The organism is Celerinatantimonas marina (assembly GCF_046054165.1).
In the GTDB taxonomy this organism is placed as follows: Bacteria; Pseudomonadota; Gammaproteobacteria; order Enterobacterales; family Celerinatantimonadaceae; genus Celerinatantimonas.
In genome coordinates this window covers 138910-157623 of record NZ_JBFNXK010000001.1, presented here as the reverse complement: position 1 = coordinate 157623, position 18714 = coordinate 138910, and the positions used below count along the sequence as shown (strand labels likewise).

The 18714-nt window shown below is 42.7% G+C and carries 15 protein-coding genes and 1 tRNA gene; 6 read left to right on the top strand and 10 right to left on the bottom strand.

Annotation, left to right across the window (positions count from 1 at the left end):
- Positions 1–145: 145 nt before the first annotated feature.
- On the top strand, positions 146–1285 hold the full coding sequence (gene ddlA / locus ABUE20_RS00695; RefSeq protein WP_408617870.1) for a D-alanine--D-alanine ligase: 1140 nt from the start codon (positions 146–148) through the stop codon (positions 1283–1285).
- 67 nt (positions 1286–1352) lie between these two features.
- Here the strand turns inward: ddlA and ABUE20_RS00690 are convergent, their stop codons facing one another.
- From ABUE20_RS00690 to ABUE20_RS00670, 5 genes are all read right to left on the bottom strand, one after another.
- Positions 1353–1847 (bottom strand): GNAT family N-acetyltransferase, encoded by a 495-nt coding sequence (locus ABUE20_RS00690; RefSeq protein ID WP_408617869.1) that lies wholly within the window; start codon positions 1845–1847, stop codon positions 1353–1355.
- 73 nt (positions 1848–1920) lie between these two features.
- Complete coding sequence (locus ABUE20_RS00685; RefSeq protein ID WP_408617868.1) at positions 1921–2712, bottom strand: PhzF family phenazine biosynthesis protein; 792 nt, start codon at positions 2710–2712, stop codon at positions 1921–1923.
- A 144-nt stretch (positions 2713–2856) separates the two neighbouring features.
- Positions 2857–3573 (bottom strand): haloacid dehalogenase type II, encoded by a 717-nt coding sequence (locus ABUE20_RS00680; protein ID WP_408618224.1) that lies wholly within the window; start codon positions 3571–3573, stop codon positions 2857–2859.
- Positions 3574–3974: 401 nt separating this feature from the next.
- Complete coding sequence (locus tag ABUE20_RS00675; protein ID WP_408617867.1) at positions 3975–5303, bottom strand: Na+/H+ antiporter NhaC family protein; 1329 nt, start codon at positions 5301–5303, stop codon at positions 3975–3977.
- 244 nt (positions 5304–5547) lie between these two features.
- Positions 5548–6420: an AraC family transcriptional regulator gene (locus ABUE20_RS00670; protein WP_408617866.1), complete on the bottom strand. Its 873-nt coding sequence runs from the start codon at positions 6418–6420 to the stop codon at positions 5548–5550.
- 192 nt (positions 6421–6612) lie between these two features.
- Between ABUE20_RS00670 and ABUE20_RS00665 the strand changes: the two genes are divergently transcribed.
- Positions 6613–7740: an NADH-dependent flavin oxidoreductase gene (locus ABUE20_RS00665; RefSeq protein WP_408617865.1), complete on the top strand. Its 1128-nt coding sequence runs from the start codon at positions 6613–6615 to the stop codon at positions 7738–7740.
- A 136-nt stretch (positions 7741–7876) separates the two neighbouring features.
- On the opposite strand, the gene ABUE20_RS00660 is transcribed toward ABUE20_RS00665, so the two are convergent.
- The gene (locus tag ABUE20_RS00660; protein ID WP_408617864.1) at positions 7877–8809 is read right to left on the bottom strand and encodes a LysR family transcriptional regulator; all 933 of its coding nucleotides are present in this window, start codon (positions 8807–8809) and stop codon (positions 7877–7879) included.
- Positions 8810–8945: 136 nt separating this feature from the next.
- Here ABUE20_RS00660 and ABUE20_RS00655 point away from each other — a divergent pair, with 136 nt between their 5' ends.
- The 4 genes from ABUE20_RS00655 to htpG all read left to right on the top strand — a co-directional run bounded on the left by ABUE20_RS00655 (position 8946) and on the right by htpG (position 14171).
- Positions 8946–10166, top strand: a complete 1221-nt coding sequence (locus tag ABUE20_RS00655; RefSeq protein WP_408617863.1) for an MFS transporter — start codon at positions 8946–8948, stop codon at positions 10164–10166.
- 21 nt (positions 10167–10187) lie between these two features.
- Positions 10188–11300: an o-succinylbenzoate synthase gene (gene menC, locus ABUE20_RS00650; RefSeq protein ID WP_408617862.1), complete on the top strand. Its 1113-nt coding sequence runs from the start codon at positions 10188–10190 to the stop codon at positions 11298–11300.
- Between the two features lie 330 nt (positions 11301–11630).
- Complete coding sequence (locus ABUE20_RS00645; RefSeq protein WP_408617861.1) at positions 11631–12110, top strand: hypothetical protein; 480 nt, start codon at positions 11631–11633, stop codon at positions 12108–12110.
- A 147-nt stretch (positions 12111–12257) separates the two neighbouring features.
- Positions 12258–14171, top strand: a complete 1914-nt coding sequence (gene htpG / locus ABUE20_RS00640; RefSeq protein WP_408617860.1) for a molecular chaperone HtpG — start codon at positions 12258–12260, stop codon at positions 14169–14171.
- Positions 14172–14481: 310 nt separating this feature from the next.
- Here the strand turns inward: htpG and ABUE20_RS00635 are convergent, their stop codons facing one another.
- From ABUE20_RS00635 to ABUE20_RS00620, 4 genes are all read right to left on the bottom strand, one after another.
- Positions 14482–15270, bottom strand: coding sequence for a phosphotransferase (locus tag ABUE20_RS00635; protein ID WP_408617859.1), 789 nt, complete (start codon positions 15268–15270; stop codon positions 14482–14484).
- Between the two features lie 506 nt (positions 15271–15776).
- Positions 15777–17771 (bottom strand): methyl-accepting chemotaxis protein, encoded by a 1995-nt coding sequence (locus ABUE20_RS00630; RefSeq protein ID WP_408617858.1) that lies wholly within the window; start codon positions 17769–17771, stop codon positions 15777–15779.
- Between the two features lie 154 nt (positions 17772–17925).
- The gene (locus ABUE20_RS00625; protein ID WP_408617857.1) at positions 17926–18348 is read right to left on the bottom strand and encodes a GNAT family N-acetyltransferase; all 423 of its coding nucleotides are present in this window, start codon (positions 18346–18348) and stop codon (positions 17926–17928) included.
- Between the two features lie 210 nt (positions 18349–18558).
- Positions 18559–18635, bottom strand: a tRNA-Pro gene (locus ABUE20_RS00620).
- Positions 18636–18714 lie beyond the last annotated feature (79 nt).

The following is an 18714-nucleotide window of genomic DNA, read 5'->3' as shown; positions in this document are numbered from 1 at the left end:
TCACTGTCCGGTGGAACACCGGGCAGCGTTCATCTCGTTCGTTTCAGAATAAGACATATATCAACATGTCATCGAAGTAAAAGCATGCACATCGTTTGGATTGCATGCTAAGTTGATGTATAAACAATGATGCAGGTGGCCAGATATGGCCCGTTGTATAGTGTTAAGTGATATCGGACAAATTATGCTCAAAAAAACGCGTGTGGCGGTGCTCTTTGGTGGGCGTTCCGCGGAACATGAAGTATCGCTCCAGTCTGCTGTTAATGTTATTGCCGCGATTGATCCTGAAAAATATGAAGCTGTTCTGATTGGCATTGATCATCAGGGAAACTGGTATTTAAATAATCCTGATAAGCCATTGTTGAATTCACCACACCCGGCGGCTTTAAGTTTTGATGCACAGACTCAGCAGGTGAGCTTCGTGGTCAGTGAACAGCAGGGACAGCTAATGGTGATAGGCTCGAATGAGCGTCTGGCGGTGGATGTGATCTTTCCCATATTACATGGTCCTTATGGTGAAGATGGCTCTGTTCAAGGGCTAGCTCGGCTGGCTAATGTTGCTTGTGTCGGAAGTGATATCTTAGGTTCGGCCGTGGGGATGGATAAAGATATTGCCAAACGATTACTGCGAGATGCGGGCCTTGAAGTCGCTGATTTTATCGCGCTGCGTCACTCTCAGTTGAATGCTGAATTGCCTAACCGAGTGACACAACAGCTTGGATTCCCAGTGTATGTAAAACCTGCCAATATGGGATCATCGGTTGGTGTTTCTAAAGTGAGTTCTCCCGAAGCATTGCTGAGTTGTTTAAATAAAGCTTTTGAATATGATACGAAAGTCATGATCGAAGCCGCTGTTACGGGGCGTGAAATTGAATGTGCCGTGTTAGGCAATGATGAGCCTCAGGTTTCGGAGGTTATCGGTGAGATTATTACAGACGATCAGTTTTACAGTTATGATCGGAAATATATCGATGAAGATGGGGCTAAATTGCAGATCCCGGCAGATGTCTCCGCAACTGTTTTAAACAAAGTTCAACAGGTTGCATTAGCGACTTATCGTTGTTTAGAAGCACGGGGAATGGCGCGAGTCGATATGTTCTTAACTGATGATGAACATGTTATTGTTAATGAAATCAATACATTGCCTGGATTTACGGCGATTAGTATGTATCCTAAATTATGGCAGGCTAGTGGGATGTCACCCAAAGCTTTAGTCAGTGAGTTGATTGAGTTAGCGCTGGCGGAACATGCGGCTAAAAATGCACTGAAGCAAACGGAACATTAGTGGATCGTTGCTCTTGGTGTGCGAAAAGGTAAAGAGCCTGTGATGTTTGAGGCTCTTTTTATGCCTACTAGCCCTGTGAATGCTCCAATTTTCGGTACATCATTTTGGCATTTTCTCCGTAATCTGCACTGACTGGCGTATGAGGAGCATGGGAGAAGTTCATTTTCTCCCAAAATTGAAATGAATCCTGAACCGAGACGAGTCGGATTTCATGGCAGTTCTGATTGATAGCCGCTTGGATGCAGTGCTGAGCCAGTTGAGAACCAATTTTCTGCCCTGAAACACGTCGAGAAACCGCTAAATCATGCAAGAACAATATCGGCCCCTCACATTGCTCTGGTAACGCGGTGTGCAATTTGGGCGGATGTTCATACCGCCATAAATGAGAGATTAAATAAGCGCTAACTTGCTGATTTTGTTCGTAGACAAAACAGCAGTTTGGCGCAGATTCCCATTTACTCTGCAAAACTGATAGTGTTTCAGGAGCCACGTCAGAATACATGTCATTTTGGATCCTGAGTATTTCATTCCAATCGGTCATTTGAATTGTTCGGATGGCCATGATGTTTTTTCTTATCCATGTTGATCCCCATTTAATTTTCTAAACTTCAGGGGGTATTTTATAAAAATGTCGGTTATAAAAAGATTTTTCCTTGCATATATAAAACGCCGAATCCGGACACGGAAATTCGTTCCTGAGCGACATGGCAATATAAAATTCCACCCCGTAAAGAAGCCTGATAAGCGACTAAATCGCTTTGATTTAACTGCTCAGCCCAATAAGGAGCTAATCCCGCATGGATAGAGCCTGTGACCGGGTCTTCATCTCCACCATTGGCGGGCCAGAAATAACGGGAGATAAAGTCGTAATCCTTGGCTTTAGCGGTGACGACGACATCCAGTGGGGCAAGTTGTTTGATAATTTCGGGCTTATACACCAGGTTTTTAACGTCCTCTTCTGAGGACAGCACGGCAAAGTAAGCCTGCCGATTTTTTAATACTTGAATCGGTTGAGAGGAAAGACCTTGTGTTAGGGCTTGAGGAATTTGCTCTACAGGCGTTGGGATCTGATTTGGAAAACTCATTTCAATTCGGCCATCATCAAGTTGATTCACCTGTAATGCCCCGACCTGTGAGGTTAAAAACTCAATTTCCCCCTGATGGCCCAGCTGATTAAAAATGACAAATGAAGAGGCTAGTGTGGCATGCCCGCAAAAGTCGATTTCTGTTAGTGGCGAAAACCAGCGTATTTGAAATTGATGAGAAGAGAGTGGTTTAACAAAAGCCGTTTCAGAAAGGTTATTTTCTGCGGCAATATTTTGCATGACTGCTGATTGTGGCCAGTCTTGAACCAGTACTACTGCAGCTGGATTACCTTTAAATTGTTGCTGTGTAAAAGCATCGACAATATAAATATCTAGTTCCATATAAGCTCTCCATTTGTGTCTAGTTAAACTATCAAAGCTTTGTGATGGAAGCTATCTAATAGGGTTTATTAGTTTGAACATCTGCTCTTATCGCGCTCCAGCGCGTCATCCCTGAACGGAGGAGCGACTTATCGGAGCCGCTATTTAGCGATGGTGATGGGGCAAATTTAAAATTTGACTGACAATCTCATTCATATCGGTGCTTGATATATCGGGTTGTTTGTAGAATGGATTATAAGGTGTTCCGTTTCGGTTAATATAAGCCGCATGGAGTCCGGCAGACAGTGCGCCATGGGTATCCCAGTCATGAGTGGCAACCAGACGTAACTGATGGACCGGAGCCTCTAATCTTTGAGCGGCAAATCGATAGACATTGGGGTCGGGTTTAAAGCTACCAGTTGCTTCTACAGAAATAATCTCATCGAAATAATCCGTGAGTCCGCTGTTTTTAATTTGGGTTGAAATCAGTTCCTGAGATGAGTTGGAAAAAGCCACGGTTTTTAATCCATGCGATCTTAATTTCGCTAGAGCCGGTTTGATATCAGTATGGGGTTGCAGCTGTGCAAATGCAGACAATAGGCTAGAGCGAGTTTGTGATGTTAAAGCTATACCCAATCGCGCCGCGATGGAATCTAAGCAGACGGCTGAAAGTTTGGCAAAATTAGTTTTAATCTGGGTTGCTATACAGACGGTTGACGTGTGTAAAAGCAGTGAAAACCATAAGGGTAATGCGCTCTCATGATGAAATGCATCAATGAATTTAGGTTTGAGCGTAGATAAATCCAGTACTGTTTCGTGAGGGTCTGTTGACCTTTCGTGATTAGTTTTGCAGCCATCCGAGTCTGAATTTAGGCAAGGCAGACGTTGTGCCGTGTAGTTATTCTCCACAAACGACGTCTAACGCCGCATAAATCAGACTCAGACGCTGCCCTTCGGGTTCATTTAAATCCATCCTGAACGGTGTTGCGCTCTGTTCGCTTAACTCATTAAGCGTCACAGACCGCGCCTTGTTCAAAATGGATTTAACTTGAACAAAATTTAACCATGAAAGATTAACAGACCCTTATATCAAATAAAATAATTTCCTGTTCCATTTGTTTTTCCCGGTAAGAGGGTGATAAAACGCCTGACTCAATGCTATTGATTTTACCGGAAATTAATGAGGAGAGTGGGATTATTAGTAATAAAGAAGTGAACAAGGCTTATTCTATTCGCATAAACCTTGTTATCAATAGCGATGAATCAATCATCGGTTGCAAGGATTACCCACGTTGGGTTCCCCGATGACGGATAAACAACGTGATGAGTGCAACAACAGCCAAAACCAGAGGATAAACGGCCATACTGATCACGTTGAGCGGTGTGATTTTAAATAACGAACCAAGTAACAGAACCTGAGCGCCATAAGGAATGAGCCCTTGGATCACACAGGCGAAGATATCTAGAATGGATGCGCTGCGCCGTCCAGAAATATGATGTTCATCGGCGACTTCTTTTGCTACCCCGCCTGCGACCAGAATGGCAATGGTATTATTAGCCGTACAGATATTGGTGAGCATGACTAAAACAGCAATACCCAGTTGGGCACTTCCCTGACCACGACCTAAGCGATCCACCAGTTTACTGACCCACTTTTGTAAAAAGGCCAATCCACCTTGATGGCGCATCAGTTCGCTGAGTCCCCCGATGAACAACGACAGAATAAAGATTTCTTGCATACCCGTGAAACCTTTATAGATGTCTTTTGCAAAGACCATCAGGCTGTAATCACTCCCAATGATGCCATTGAGTCCAGCTAAAAGAATACCTAAGGCCAATACCACGAACACATTCACACCGACAATCGCTAGAATCAGAATAATGATGTAAGGAATGGCCGGTAAAATGGCTAAATCTTTCTGATCGGGGACGGAAGTATTTCCACTTAAGTACCAGAAGATCAATAGTGCCAGAATAGCGGCTGGGAGTGCGATTTTAAAATTCTCCCGGAATTTATCCTTCATCTGACAATTTTGAGTGCGGGTCGCGGCAATCGTGGTATCTGAAATGATGGAGAGGTTATCCCCAAACATGGCCCCACTGAGCACAGCTCCGGCCATCAGTTCGGGTGATACACCTGCGGCATGACTTATGCCAACAGCAATTGGACCTACAGCGGCAATGGTTCCCATAGAGGTTCCCATGGCAGTCGCAATAAAGGCTGAAACGATAAAGAGTCCAGGGACTAAAAACCAGCTGGGAATAATGCTTAAGCCGATACCGACCACGGAATCGACGCCTCCTGTAGCTTTGGCGACGACACTAAATCCACCAGCCAAAAGAAAAATGAGACACATCGTTATAATGTTGTTGTGTCCCATCCCCTGGATCATTTGCTCAATGGCTTTGTTGAGTTTGTTTTTACTGAGCAGCAGAGCGAGTGCCAGTGCGGGTAAAATAGCGACAGGAGCTGGAAGCTGATAAAACGCGAAATGGGTGCCTTTTGATTGTAAATAGGCCCCTACGCCAATAAATAACACAAGAAAAACAGCAATAGGCAATAAAGCGATTGCTCTAGGTTGGATTTCTGTATTCTTTTGGTCTTGGTTCATAAATTTTACGGTACCGTGATTGCAAAAACTGGGGCCATTGTATAACCCAATAGACGTTTGTCAATCTAGACGTCTAGAAATCTGAAATTATTTTAGAGGCTGGGACCTCTTTGCATGAACAGGGCCGTGATTCTGAATGCTCCCAGATTGAGCTTCTTCTTTAATAGGCATGAATGAAGCGCTATTGCCGCGCTTCTTGGCTATTGATCAACTGTTAAAGGATGATTTTGTGGGCAGTCATGACTTAATTATCCCAGGGTGCCGTAATTAAGCCTTCGGGACTAAATCCTTGATGACGTAGGCGTTGACCATCTGCAGATGGTGCCCGGTTAAACATTCGCGCATATTCGCGGCTAAATTGTGATGGACTTTCATATCCTACTTGGTAGGCAATTTTAGCGACGTCTAATCCGGTAAGCAGCAATTGCCGGGCTTCTTGTAGGCGTAATGTTTTTTGGTATTGCAGCGGACTCAGGCTGGTGATCTCCTTAAAATGACGATGTAATGTTGAAGAACTCATTGCTACTTGCTCAGCTAACTGCGCGATAGTAAAACTGTCGCGGTAATGCTCACGGATCCATTGAATGGCCAACCGGATTTTCTGTAATGGAAGGGTTCGGGTTGACAGCTGTTTGAGTAACCCCAGTTGTTGATCCTGCAGGAGTCGGTAGAGGATTTCCTGTTCAATCATGGGAGCAAAGAAATCTAGATCACTCGGTGTGTCTAATAATTTTACCAGTTTAAGCCACGGCTCCAGAAAACTTTGATTGGCGTGAAAAACCTGTATTCCGGAGTGTGCTTTTGTGCTCGCTATGGGGGGATATTTTGCGGCCAGTTGTACCAATTTTTCTGGATTGATAGGAACAGATAGTGCCATGTAAGGGTGCTCTGGGCTGGCGGAGGCAATACGGCTTGATATAGGTAATTCCACCACATTGATAAAATAACTTCCTGGCGTATATAGCAGCTCTTGCTGACCTAATAAAAGCGCTTTGCTACCTTGTAACACCAATCGAAGGACAGGTTCATATACTGAGGTAATTGTACATGTACTATTGCTGGGAGTATTACAAGCATAAAGAGAAAATCCAGCGGAAATTGACTTATTCTTACCCATAACTATATGTTTATTAGCTATTTTTTTAATTTGTTCTAATGTATCACACATTGTTTAAGTCTCATTTGTTTAGCCAATGGTTATTCATGATTTGAGAGAAACAGGCAGAGGCTAGAGAGTATCAGGTTCCCGAAGAAAATGACAACTCGTGTACATTACCCGGACAATGAAAATCACATAAAGAGGGTAGTGATGAATTTAAAACGCTTATTTAAGTCTCAAGCTTTCGCCAAAGGATTAAAGCTTCGTAACTCGATTATCATGGCACCCATGACCACATGGTCGGCTAATCATGATTTAACCGTATCAGATGAAGAAGTCCGTTATTTTGAACGAAGAAGTCAGGATGTGGGACTGGTCCTCACCGGTTGCTCACATGTTTCCGCTAACGGAATCGGTTTTACGGATGAATTTGCCGCTTTTGATGATCGCTTTATTCCTGGCTTAACAAAACTTGCGAGTGCCGCCAAAAGCGGGGGCGCACCGGCTATTCTACAGCTTTTTCACGCGGGGAATAAAGCCGTGGCTGATTTGATCGAGCAGGGGGATGTGGTCAGTGCGAGCGCCGTGCCATCTTCTTCCGATCCTTTTAGTGCTCAGCAATTGCCTCGAGCCTTAACAGAGCAGGAAATCCAACAGTTGATTGTTGATTTTGGTCAAGCTACTCGGCGTGCGATTGAAGCGGGGTTCGATGGAGTAGAGTTGCATGGTGCGCATGGGTTTTTACTCCAGAACTTTTTCTCTCCCTATTTTAATCGTCGTGATGATCGTTGGGGTGGAAGTTTGGAAAATCGCCTGCGCTTTCCATTGGCCGTTGTCGAAGAAGTACAGCGGATTGTTGCTGAATATGCGGATCGTCCATTTGTCGTTGGTTTTCGGATCTCTCCTGAAGAATCACAGGATGGGGGCTTAAAAATAGATGACTTTAAACCGCTGATCGATCACCTGATTGAAGGAGGCTTAGATTATCTACATATCTCTCAACCGGGGGGGATCTTAAAAACTCATCCATCTATTGCTCCCCAAGGCCCTGTTATTACCGCTTTATTGGTGACTTATATTAACCACCGGTTGCCGGTGATTGCTGCCGGTGGGATCCGTACTCCGGAACAGGCCGAGCAAGCTTTGGCATTGGGAATTGATTTAGTCGCTGTCGGACAAGGTTTAGTGATCGATCCGGATTGGGTTAAAAAAGTGGCTCAGGGTGAAGCATTCCTCACGGATTTAGGTGAAGGTGATGCGATTGCTCGAAGTATTCCCAGCCACATGTGGCAAGCAATAAAAACCACGCCTGGCTGGTTTAACCTTCGAAAAGAATGAGTTAGCAACTAAAGCCGTCCGGAAGGGCGGTTCTACGTTAAACAAATGGTAAATCGAGCCACATTGTGCATGTAGCGGTCTCTGGGTGAATAAGGATAAAGGTTGGGCCGACCCATTTATGTCCCATAGCGTTGCATTAGTTTAACTCCGCTTGCATTGCGAATTTGAGGTGCTCAACAAATGTAGAAACCGCTTTGGGAAGGGTTCGACCCGATAACGTATTAATTTCAATATCTAAACCGTTGATATCAACGCCTACAATCGGAACAGCCACTAAGTTATGGTCTTTTAGATATTGCTTGACAACCAAATGCGCCGAGATACATACACCATTGGCATAACGGACAAAGGCTAACAGACTACTAATCGATGTGGTTTCCAGCGCAGGTTGGATCATCAGGTTTTGTCGGCTACAGCAGGCATCGAAAAGACGCCGGGTGAGAATATGACGTTCTGGTACGGCGATGGGATAGCCGCTGAGTTGATTTAGTGTCACTCTTTTTTTATGAGCTAATTGATGATGGTGAGGAACCACTGCCATTAAAGGGGAGCTACAACGATACGCAACATGCAGATTTTCCATTGGGATTTGACTAAAGGTGACTCCTACATCACATTCTCCCTCTACAATGCGACGTACCACTTCTTCAGCAACGGCGATCGATAATTTGAAATTGATATGAGGGTATTTTTCTCTAAAAGAAGCAATGACCTGAGGGATGAAGTCCAAACTAAATCCGGCGGTACACACTAGTTTAATTTCACCTCGTTGTAAGCCTTGCAGTTCTTGGATTTCTTTGGCGACTTTCTCGGTTTCTAATTGGTTGCGAAAAGCATAGGCGGCCAAGAGTTCACCTGCCGCAGTGGGGATCATACCTGATTTACGACGTTCGAAGAGCGGCGTATCTAATTTATCTTCAAGCCCTGATATTTGACGACTAACAGCGGATGCGGCGACATTCAAACGGCTAGCCGCCTCGCTGATTGAGCCACTACGAACCACTTCCAGAAAATAGCGCATGGTAGTGTCTTGTAAATATTTAGATGGAATGGATGCGCTCTTATCCATTTGTCGCCTCGTTAAGTTTGCTTTTTTGGCAATGACTTCGTGATTATTTTGAAATAGAAGTATGCATAACCAATCGTTAGTATTCAATAAGTCGTTTTTACCGACATTTATTCCTTGATCATTTGGAGCTCCATGGATGATGGATATCACTTCAAAGAAAAAGCGCTATTGGATATTTAGCTTACTCTACCTGGGTTGGTGTATTGCCTTTATCGATCGTGTCGTTTTATCAATGAGTTCAACCCATATAGCCAACGATCTGTCACTCAACTCCACTGAAATCGGGTTGATCATGAGTGCTTTTTATCTGGGCTTTTGGTTGATGCAATTTCCTGGTGGTTGGCTTGCGGACCGATACGGCGCCAAAATTATTGTCATGGTGTGTATTGGCTGTTGGTCCGTATTTACGTTCACGACCGGGATCGCTTGGTCGCTTGTTTCATTATTAGTGATCCGTTTTCTCTTCGGTATTGGTGAAGGTGGCTATCCTTCGGCTTCTATTAAAAACGCTGCAGAGCATTTCCCTATCGAACAAAAGCCGAAAATAAGCTCGTTTTTGATCTCGTCGAATTATATCGGCAGTATGTTGGCACCTATGTTGATCGCGCCTTTAGTGATCTATCTGGGGTGGCGGCATGCCTTTATGTCGATTGGGGTGCTAGGGATTATCTTTGTGATCCTCTATGGTTTGACCGTTCCTAATAAAAAATCGCTCAGTCAAAGTGGGAAACAATATGGTTTCAATGATGTGAAATCCGTGTTGTCGAATAAAGTGTTATGGGGTTTGGCTGCAACTTGGTTTGGATTAAGTCTGGTCAATAAAGGTCTGGATTCTTGGATGCCCGTTTATCTGATGACAGAACGCCATCTCGATATTAAACATGTCGGTATGGTGTTGCCATTCCCCTATATTTTTGCCGGTGTCGCCACTGCGATTGGGGGATGGGTGATGCTTAAATTTTTTGATGGCCGTGAAAAGTACATGTTGATGGTCTGTGCATTATTAACCGCTTTCTTCATCTTCCTGATGTACCGTGCCAGCACCATTACCGAGGTGATTATAGCTCAGTCATTGGCCTACTTTTTTAAATCATTTGTTCTGGCGGTTGCTGTCGCTTTACCGACCAAAATGATGCCCGGACATCAAGTCGGCAGTGCCATTGGTGTCATTAACGTTGGGGGTCAAGCTGCCGGGTTTATCGCACCTTTGACCATCGGCATCATCATTGATCACTTTAATTTCTCGTCTGCGTTTTTATTCCTCATGGGGGCGGCTCTGTTTGCGGCGGTGATGAGTCTGACGATTCATACCAAGAAACTTAAAAAAGAAGTGACCTACGTGGATCAGTCAGCCTAACTTGTTGGATGAAGGTGAATTATGAAAATTGATAAAATCGTATTGCGTCAAATGAAGATGACGCTGAAAAGTCCATTTACGACTAGCTTTGCGACCATGACCTATAAAGATTTTACGGTAGTTGAGGTTCATGTCGGTGATGTGGTTGGTTATGGCGATTGTTCTGCGTTAGCGCTGCCTTTTTACAATGAAGAAACCAATATTGGTGCCTATCACATCATGAAGGATTTCTTGATCCCCATGCTCAAACAAGCCGGGGAGATCCGCTATCCAACGGAAGTTCGGGATATATTCGAACCCATAAAACGGAATAAATGTGCAAAAGCTGCAGTAGAAGGTGCCGTGTGGGATGCATTCACCAAATTAAAAGGTATTCCTTTGTGGAAAGAGCTGGGCGGCGTGAAAGATAAAGTTGAAGCCGGGGTGAGTATCGGTATTCAACCTAGCCCGGAAGCCTTGGTTCAGTCGGTGGCAGGTTATCTTGAGACCGGCTACAAGCGCATTAAAATTAAGATCAAACCGGGCTACGATATTCGATACGTGCAAGCATTACGTAGTGAGTTTGGTGACATTACTTTAATGGTTGATGCGAACTCTGCTTATTCGTTGGATGATATTGAATTTTTCAAAAAACTCGATTCATACCATCTTTTGATGATTGAACAACCTTTAGCACATGATGACATTGTGGATCACCGCAAATTACAACAGGCGATTGAAACCCCGATCTGCCTTGATGAGAGTATTCACACGGCAGAAGATGCACGTAAAGCAATAGAACTGGGCAGCGGCAAGATCATCAATATCAAAGTGGGACGTGTGGGGGGTATTACCGAAACCCTGATGATCCATAATCTCTGCCAAGACGCTGGCATTCCCGTATGGTGTGGAGGAATGTTAGACACGGCCATTGGTAAAGCGCATAACTTGGCTGTGAGTACGTTGCCAAACTTTAAGCTGGCCAATGACATTCCTCCATCCGCGCGCTATTGGGAACACGATTTTATGCTGCCAGAAGTGACGATGGATCGTCAGAGTCTGGTGCAAGTGCCCAACACACCGGGAATCGGTTTTGAGATCAATCCTGAGTTGTATCAAGCTTATTGTTACCATGAAGAAGCGTTTGCTTTTTAGCTTGATTGAGAAAGACTTGTTGTGACTGTGATGCGTTTGCGACCGCCGCATCACGTCATCAGACTTTTAGAGTTATTTTATCGCTGAATCGCGAGCGAGTACATGCTGTGCCTTAATGAGCCTATATCATCTATAGCAATTTTATTAGAGCATCGTCGTTGCAAAGTGGTCCATTTATGGGATGAGAAAAAATTCTGAATTTCTGGCATACTATCGCGCACATCAGTAGGAACAATATCAGGTTATCTGAAGCCGTGTCTGACGGTTGATCTGTCATGGTCGCTTCATTCAAGGATATGGCTGCTCCGCATGAGATTGGAATAGAGTAGTATGGTCGAGAAGAATGACGCATCACTGGTAAAAATCAGTGAATATTTAGAACATTATCATGTGTTGACCGTTGCAGGGCAGGATCATGATGGATTGTGGGCTGCCAACTGTTTTTATGTTTGGGATCGGGAAAACGTACGCTTTATCATTTTAGCTGATCTGAAAACCCGGCATGGACGCATTATGCAGGAAACCAGTCAGGTTTGTGGCACGGTAAGCGATCAAGAATCCAATGTGTCTCATTTGCAAGGGGTACAGTTTGTCGCTCAGAGTGAACGACTGGCTGGGGAGTCAGAGAAAGCCGCCAGAGCACTTTTCTATCAAAAATTTCCAATTGCTAGAGCCAGACCGAGTCCTATCTGGGGAATTTATGTTCAATCAATGAAAATGATGAATAACCGCCTTGGATTCGGAACTAAAAAGATCTGGACTCGATCATGGGATGTGAACCTGGATGGAAATGATTGTTATAACGGGTAGTTCTGGTCAATATTGTAAGTTTCTGGCTAAATATTAGCCATTCCAATAAATTTATTTTGCATTGCTATTGAAAACAGACTTAAAAACCCTCAAATAGACTCCATCAATCCTTACATCTAAGCCAGATATTGTGGAGATTTGCAGATAATGGCAGAACAACACACTGAAAGTCATAAATTTAATGCGCATACAGAACAACTGTTGCATTTGATGATTCATTCTTTGTATTCGAATAAAGAGATTTTTTTACGGGAACTCGTTTCGAATGCTGCTGATGCCGCGGATAAGCTTCGTTTTAAGGCATTGGAAAATAATGCATTATATGAAAATGATGCAGCCCTTCATGTTCGCATCAGTTTTGATAAAGATGCTAAGACGATTACATTAGATGACAACGGTATTGGTATGAGCCGTGATGAAGTCATCGATAACTTGGGTACTATTGCAAAATCCGGAACCAAAGAGTTTTTTGGAAATTTGACAGGCGATCAAGCGGCTGATTCTCAGTTGATTGGTCAGTTTGGGGTCGGGTTTTATTCAGCATTTATTGTCGCTGATAAAGTGACTGTTGAAACTCGTGCGGCTGGTGCCAGTGCGGAACAAGGTGTTCGCTGGGTTTCTGAAGGTAAAGGTGAATTTGATATCACTGATATCGAGAAGAAACAGCGAGGAACTTGCATTACTCTACATCTTCGGGATGACGAAGAAGAATTTTTGAACGATTGGAAATTGCGTTCATTAGTGACCAAATATTCTGATCATATCAGTATTCCGGTTGAGATGTGGAAAGAAGCGGTTCCTGAGTCGGACGGCTCTGATGGTGAAAAAATTCCAGGGGAACCGGCACAGTGGGAATCAATCAACCGAGCTCAGGCGTTGTGGACCCGAGCTAAAGGTGAGGTTTCCGATGATGAGTATAAAGAATTTTATAAGCACATTTCACATGATTTTGCGGATCCAATGACTTGGAGTCACAACAAAGTTGAAGGGAAACAGCAATATACTAGCTTATTATATATTCCATCGAAAGCGCCCTGGGATCTTTGGAACCGAGAACATCAGCATGGATTGAAATTATATGTGCAGCGTGTCTTTATTATGGATGATGCTGAACAGTTCATGCCGAATTACCTGCGTTTTGTGAAAGGTGTTTTGGATTCGAATGATCTGCCTTTGAACGTCTCACGTGAAATTCTTCAAGATACCAAAATTACCGCCAATCTTCGTCAGGCATGTACTAAACGAGTACTTAGCATGCTGGAAAAATTAGCGAAGAAAGAAGGGGACGACTATCAGAATTTCTGGAAAGAATTCGGAAATGTTCTCAAAGAAGGTCCGGCTGAAGACTTTGCCAATAAAGAACGGATTGCGAAGTTATTACGCTTTAGCTCGACTCATGAAGAGAGCTCAGCTGAAACGGTGTCGTTAGACGACTATATTAGCCGGATGAAAGAAGGACAGGATAAGATCTACTATATTACCGCCGATAGTTATGAAGCGGCGGCGCATAGTCCTCACCTAGAAATTTTCCGTAAAAAAGGTATTGAAGTATTGTTGATGCATGAACGCATTGACGAATGGTTGATGAGTCATCTGACTGAGTTTGAAGAAAAAGCCTTCGTTTCTGTCACCAAAGGTGATCTGGATTTAGGCGAGCTAGAAGATGATGAAGAACTGAAAAAACGTAAAGAACAAGATGAATCTGAATATAGTTCATTTATTCAGCGGGTTAAAGATACCTTGGGTGAACAGGTCAAAGATGTTCGTCTCACTTATCGTTTGACTGATACACCATCTTGTATTGTGGTCGGTGAGCACGATATGAGTACTCAGATGTTGAAACTGATGCAAGCTGCCGGACAGAGTGTTCCTGAGCAGAAGTATATCTTTGAGTTGAATCCTGATCATCCATTGGTGAAACGCGTTGCCGATGAACAGGATGAGCAACAGTTTAAAGAGTGGACTCAGTTGTTACTACAACAAGCTGAATTAGCTGAACGAGGAAGTCTGGCTAATCCGGCAGATTTTGTTCAGCGAGTGAATCGTTTACTCAATGTTTAATCTGAAATTATCATAAATATCCGTTTAGATACGATGCCGCTTACGATGAAGTCAGCGGCATTTTTTATGTTTGGGTTATTAAGCGAACAGGGCACCACACCGTTCAGATTGCTGTAAAAATAATCATATAAGTTCAACAAACCCTAGATAAGTCAAGATAGTGCCTATCGATTAGGTAATTGCCAAAGCGATATAGATTCGTGGTTTAATGGTTAAACATCTAAGTGGGGGAAGGTTGATCCTCGTTCCATGAGGAAATTAAAACGGAGTGTTAAATCTGTGAGTTAATCTATGACTGAATTGTCAGCCATCACATTGATAAGATAAAAGACAATAAAGCGCAAACACTCATAACATCATGGCCTAAGTAACTACGAGCGGAGATAAAATCGATACTTTTTAGTAACGGGGTGGTTTTCCGGGCCATATTTTTTAATCGGTCTCTAGTATCTGAGTTACCTGTCAGAGAACGATATAATTCGATAACTTCTTGGTAAATAATGTTGTTATTGAATGAAGCCAACGAAAACAGAAAGAGAAAGAAATCGCGAAACTGAATATCTTCTAAGCGATATTTATCTGAAAAGCTGTCTTCAAAATCGATCGCCGAAACCTGATCGTCTTGGATCGTATAATTTTTGATTTGAGCTCCGGCATGATAGCAGCCGTTATTATGGATAGCACATAACACTTTGAGCGCTTTCGTGATGATGATTTCTTTTTCGCCCTGGGTGAGTACGGTTTGTTTCAGATAGTCGCGCAAATCCGTACCACTATCACTCAAATAGAGAAAGTGAGTATCGTAACCAATGACTTCTGGAACAGGGATCCCTTGCTGCGCCAAAAAACGGAGTTTATTGGCTTCAAAATGCAAACTTTCAGAGGGAGTTTTATTTTCCACTGGCATCAGAATTTTGAGTTTAGTCATTCGGTAGACTAAACGGTGAAAAAGATTCGAATGAGTGGATTCTGAGCGTTTGACCCAAACTTTTTCATGATCGATCTCAAGCTGGTCAATTTTTTTATGATTTTCCAGCATCTGCTCAGTGACATGGCTATTTTGGATCGCTTCTAAACGAGCTTTATTTGATTCAATCATCTGTCATTATAATTAAATATTTATTCAATCAAGATACACATGTCACTCACCCGCGTCGATATATAATAATCTATATATCGTGGCTGCAGTACATGATGTTAATGAAGAACAAGTTCATAAAAATCATATTAAATTATGGTGTGTCAATTGTCGTCAAATAGCCCAAATACCTGTAGGACAGTTTATTACCAGCATAATAATGTTCCATCAGGAAAGCTCTTGAGCTCAAAGCTATTGATCAATCTGATGGTATTGTATCACTGTTGAGGACCATGTTGCACACCTGATGCTATAAATGATCTTAACTGTAGAATGGAGAAAAACCGATAATTTGTAAACAAAATTTACAAATTATCGGTTTTTATAACATCACAGTGTTGACGTCGCATGACTGCAGTGCATCACTGAATGTTTCATATAATGATGTCTGAACTTAAAGGCTTGGTTTGCTCGATTAAGCAGACTGTATAGAGCATATTTAAACCGTATAAGTTCCCCTCAGTCAACTAGGCATGCTTATATAGCAATGCTTTCAATTGTTGGATCAGGTGTACCTCATTTTCAACTTCATCCATTTCTTGATAAACCGAATCTGCATCTTCGATACTGGTTCGGGCGAGTTGTGCCATCTGGGTGGTCTCAGAAGAGAGGTCGGTTAGTTCAGAACTAATTTGTGAAGAGGAATGAGTCATCGATTCTAACATTTGATTGATACCTTCGGCGGAGCCACTGATATCATCAATAGATTGAGAAACCAGATCGATTGTTTGTCCAGTTTCTTTCAGACTAACTTGTGTTCGTTGCGAAAGCGCTCGGACTTCATCAGCTACCACGGCAAATCCCCGGCCAGCTTCCCCAGCTCGAGCAGCTTCAATCGCCGCATTTAAGGCAAGTAAATTAGTTTGCTCTGCGATGCCTCCAATGGCCTGAATAATATCTACAATTTTTTGAGAACTCTGTTTGAGTTGTTCCATCCCACTTGATAGTGCCTGACGTTGCTCTGTTTGATTATTGATGACTGTGATGAATTGGATTAGATCGTTTTTCAGGCTTTCCTGTCGCTCAGCCGAATGATGAGTATTCTCAGCTACTGCGCGTAATTGTTCGGTGGATGCTCGTAGTTTGGGTTGATAATCGATTAATCGCTGAATGAGATCATTCTGTAGGGTGTTAATTTGGCTCATGCTAATGAGCTTGGTTTGTAAATGATAATACTTAAATGTTGCAAAATGGGTTGGATAGTTACTTGCATAATCGTCATAAAACCTCTCGCCGGCATGCACATTAAAAAATGCGAGAGCTGTTAGCGTTTCGTTCTGATGAACGCCTAGAAATTCACCAAATGAAGAAAAACCGGAGCTGCAACACTGGTTAAACGAATTGATTTGATTGAGTTGATTCTGGTTGTTGAGACGGCGCAAAATACAATCATTGGCAATCAGCGCAATCGGGGGCTTTGGTTTTCCTTGAATAAATTTTTGATAATCTCGAGAAGTGGTATCACTCAGACTTTTAGCTTTGACTAACTGTAATTTTTCACCAAATCCCATATCGCCAAAGAATTGAATTGAACCATCGTTGTTAATTGCGGCAACTGAACGGATATAAATTGATTCACCGATCTGTACTCCGAATGAATAGCCTTTCAAAGCTTCACCAATGCTTTCAGTCGGGCATTTAAAATGGTGAGCTAGAAATTCTACGGGTGTAATCAATTCTTTGTTTTGGTTTAAAACGGAATGCAGGATCCGTTCAAAGGGATCAAATTCTGCGACATCCATTGCAATCCCAGTTGGTTCAAAATTATGTGTTTTTAAGATGCCATATCGATATTCCGGAGCGATTTTACAAAAAGCTAATATGACTTGTTTTGACTTTATCTGCCCGTCTAAAGCCACATTGGCTTGTTGAAAGTCAAGTTTTCCTCCGGCGCTTCCTCCAATGAAATAACAGGGAAATTTAGAGGTTTTATAGAGTGCTTCAGTGAAAAAGTTCTCACTGCGGGTTAGTCCGTCAAAATAGGTAAATGCGATCGTATTGTTACTATCAACAGTAAAAGGGACACTTATTTTGTTGAGCGCCTGACTAATAAAATCAATACGCTGATTAATGGTTGGTGAATGAGATTCTGTTATAAGAGGAATGGCATGGGTCGATACGGAGAGCAATAGTCGTTTGCTAAAACCGTGGATGACAATACTATCCCATTGCGACGGGGTTTCATGATAGAACTGCTGACTTCCTCCTCCTAATTCTCCAGCGGTCATGATGGTAATGATATGTTCAGCGAAAGGCATGGCCTGAGTGAGCTGTTGATTTACTTTGTTAAAATCACAATGAGGAGATACGAATGCTAAAATTAAAGCGGTACCATCAGCAAATTCGAAAGGTTTAAGTTTTTCACGGGTGAGCCCGCTCGTTGAAAATGTCTGCGATAATGTGACTTGGTGTGGAACATGATCTTTTTTATGATTTGCTGCTGTTCGTGCTTTAAAAAACATACCCGATCCCTTCCTTATCAGAATACTGGATCAGAGTATAGTTTAGGGTTTTAGCTTTTGCGCAATCTGGGATCTCATTGTTTACAAACTATTTATTACTTGAAGAAATTCGGTCAGTCGATGTATTTAACAGGGGGAAGACCCACGATAAGGATTACGTAGTTTTGACCATTGCCATATAAAAAGGTTTGTATCCCTGACTGGCATAAAAATAGATAGCATTCTTATTGTGCATTAGAACGTCGAGTTTTATCTGCTGATCTGCACCTAAATATTTTTCCAGATGTTTCAGTAGAGTCGAGGCATAACCTTGGCGCCGATAATTGCGCTCTGTAATGAGCTGACGAACGTAAACAATGGATTCACTCTCATAACAAGCGAGTAAGTAGGCCACAAGTTGTCCATCATCATTCAGGCCACCAAAGCCAAAGAATTGCTTGTTTTCTAACCAGTTTTTCATGCGTTGATAAAGATATTCGGTAGAGAGCGATTTGGTATTTCCTTCATCTTCAAGTAACTGATGATTGAGTCGCGCTAAATCACTTAAATAATCCGAAGTCAGTGGGATGATATTCATGTACCTGCTTGTTGTGATCCATAACGGTTTGTCTATCATATCGAATTCGATGTGAGCAAGCTGCAGTTTTTATTATTTGGGCACTGCAGGGGCAATAGTGAACTATAGACCGATTATGTTGGATAGAGATAAAGTGCTAGTCGCACAAGGACTATTGTTTTGCAACGGATAAAAACAAAAAAGAGAGCTTAAAGCTCTCTTTTGAAAAAATGGTCGGAACGAGAGGATTTGAACCTCCGACCCCCGACACCCCATGACGGTGCGCTACCAGGCTGCGCTACGTTCCGAACGCAGCCGTTATATTACTGCTTTTTACTAAGGGTGCAACCTCTAATCTTTAATTCTCGGATTGTTTGCTCAGCTTTT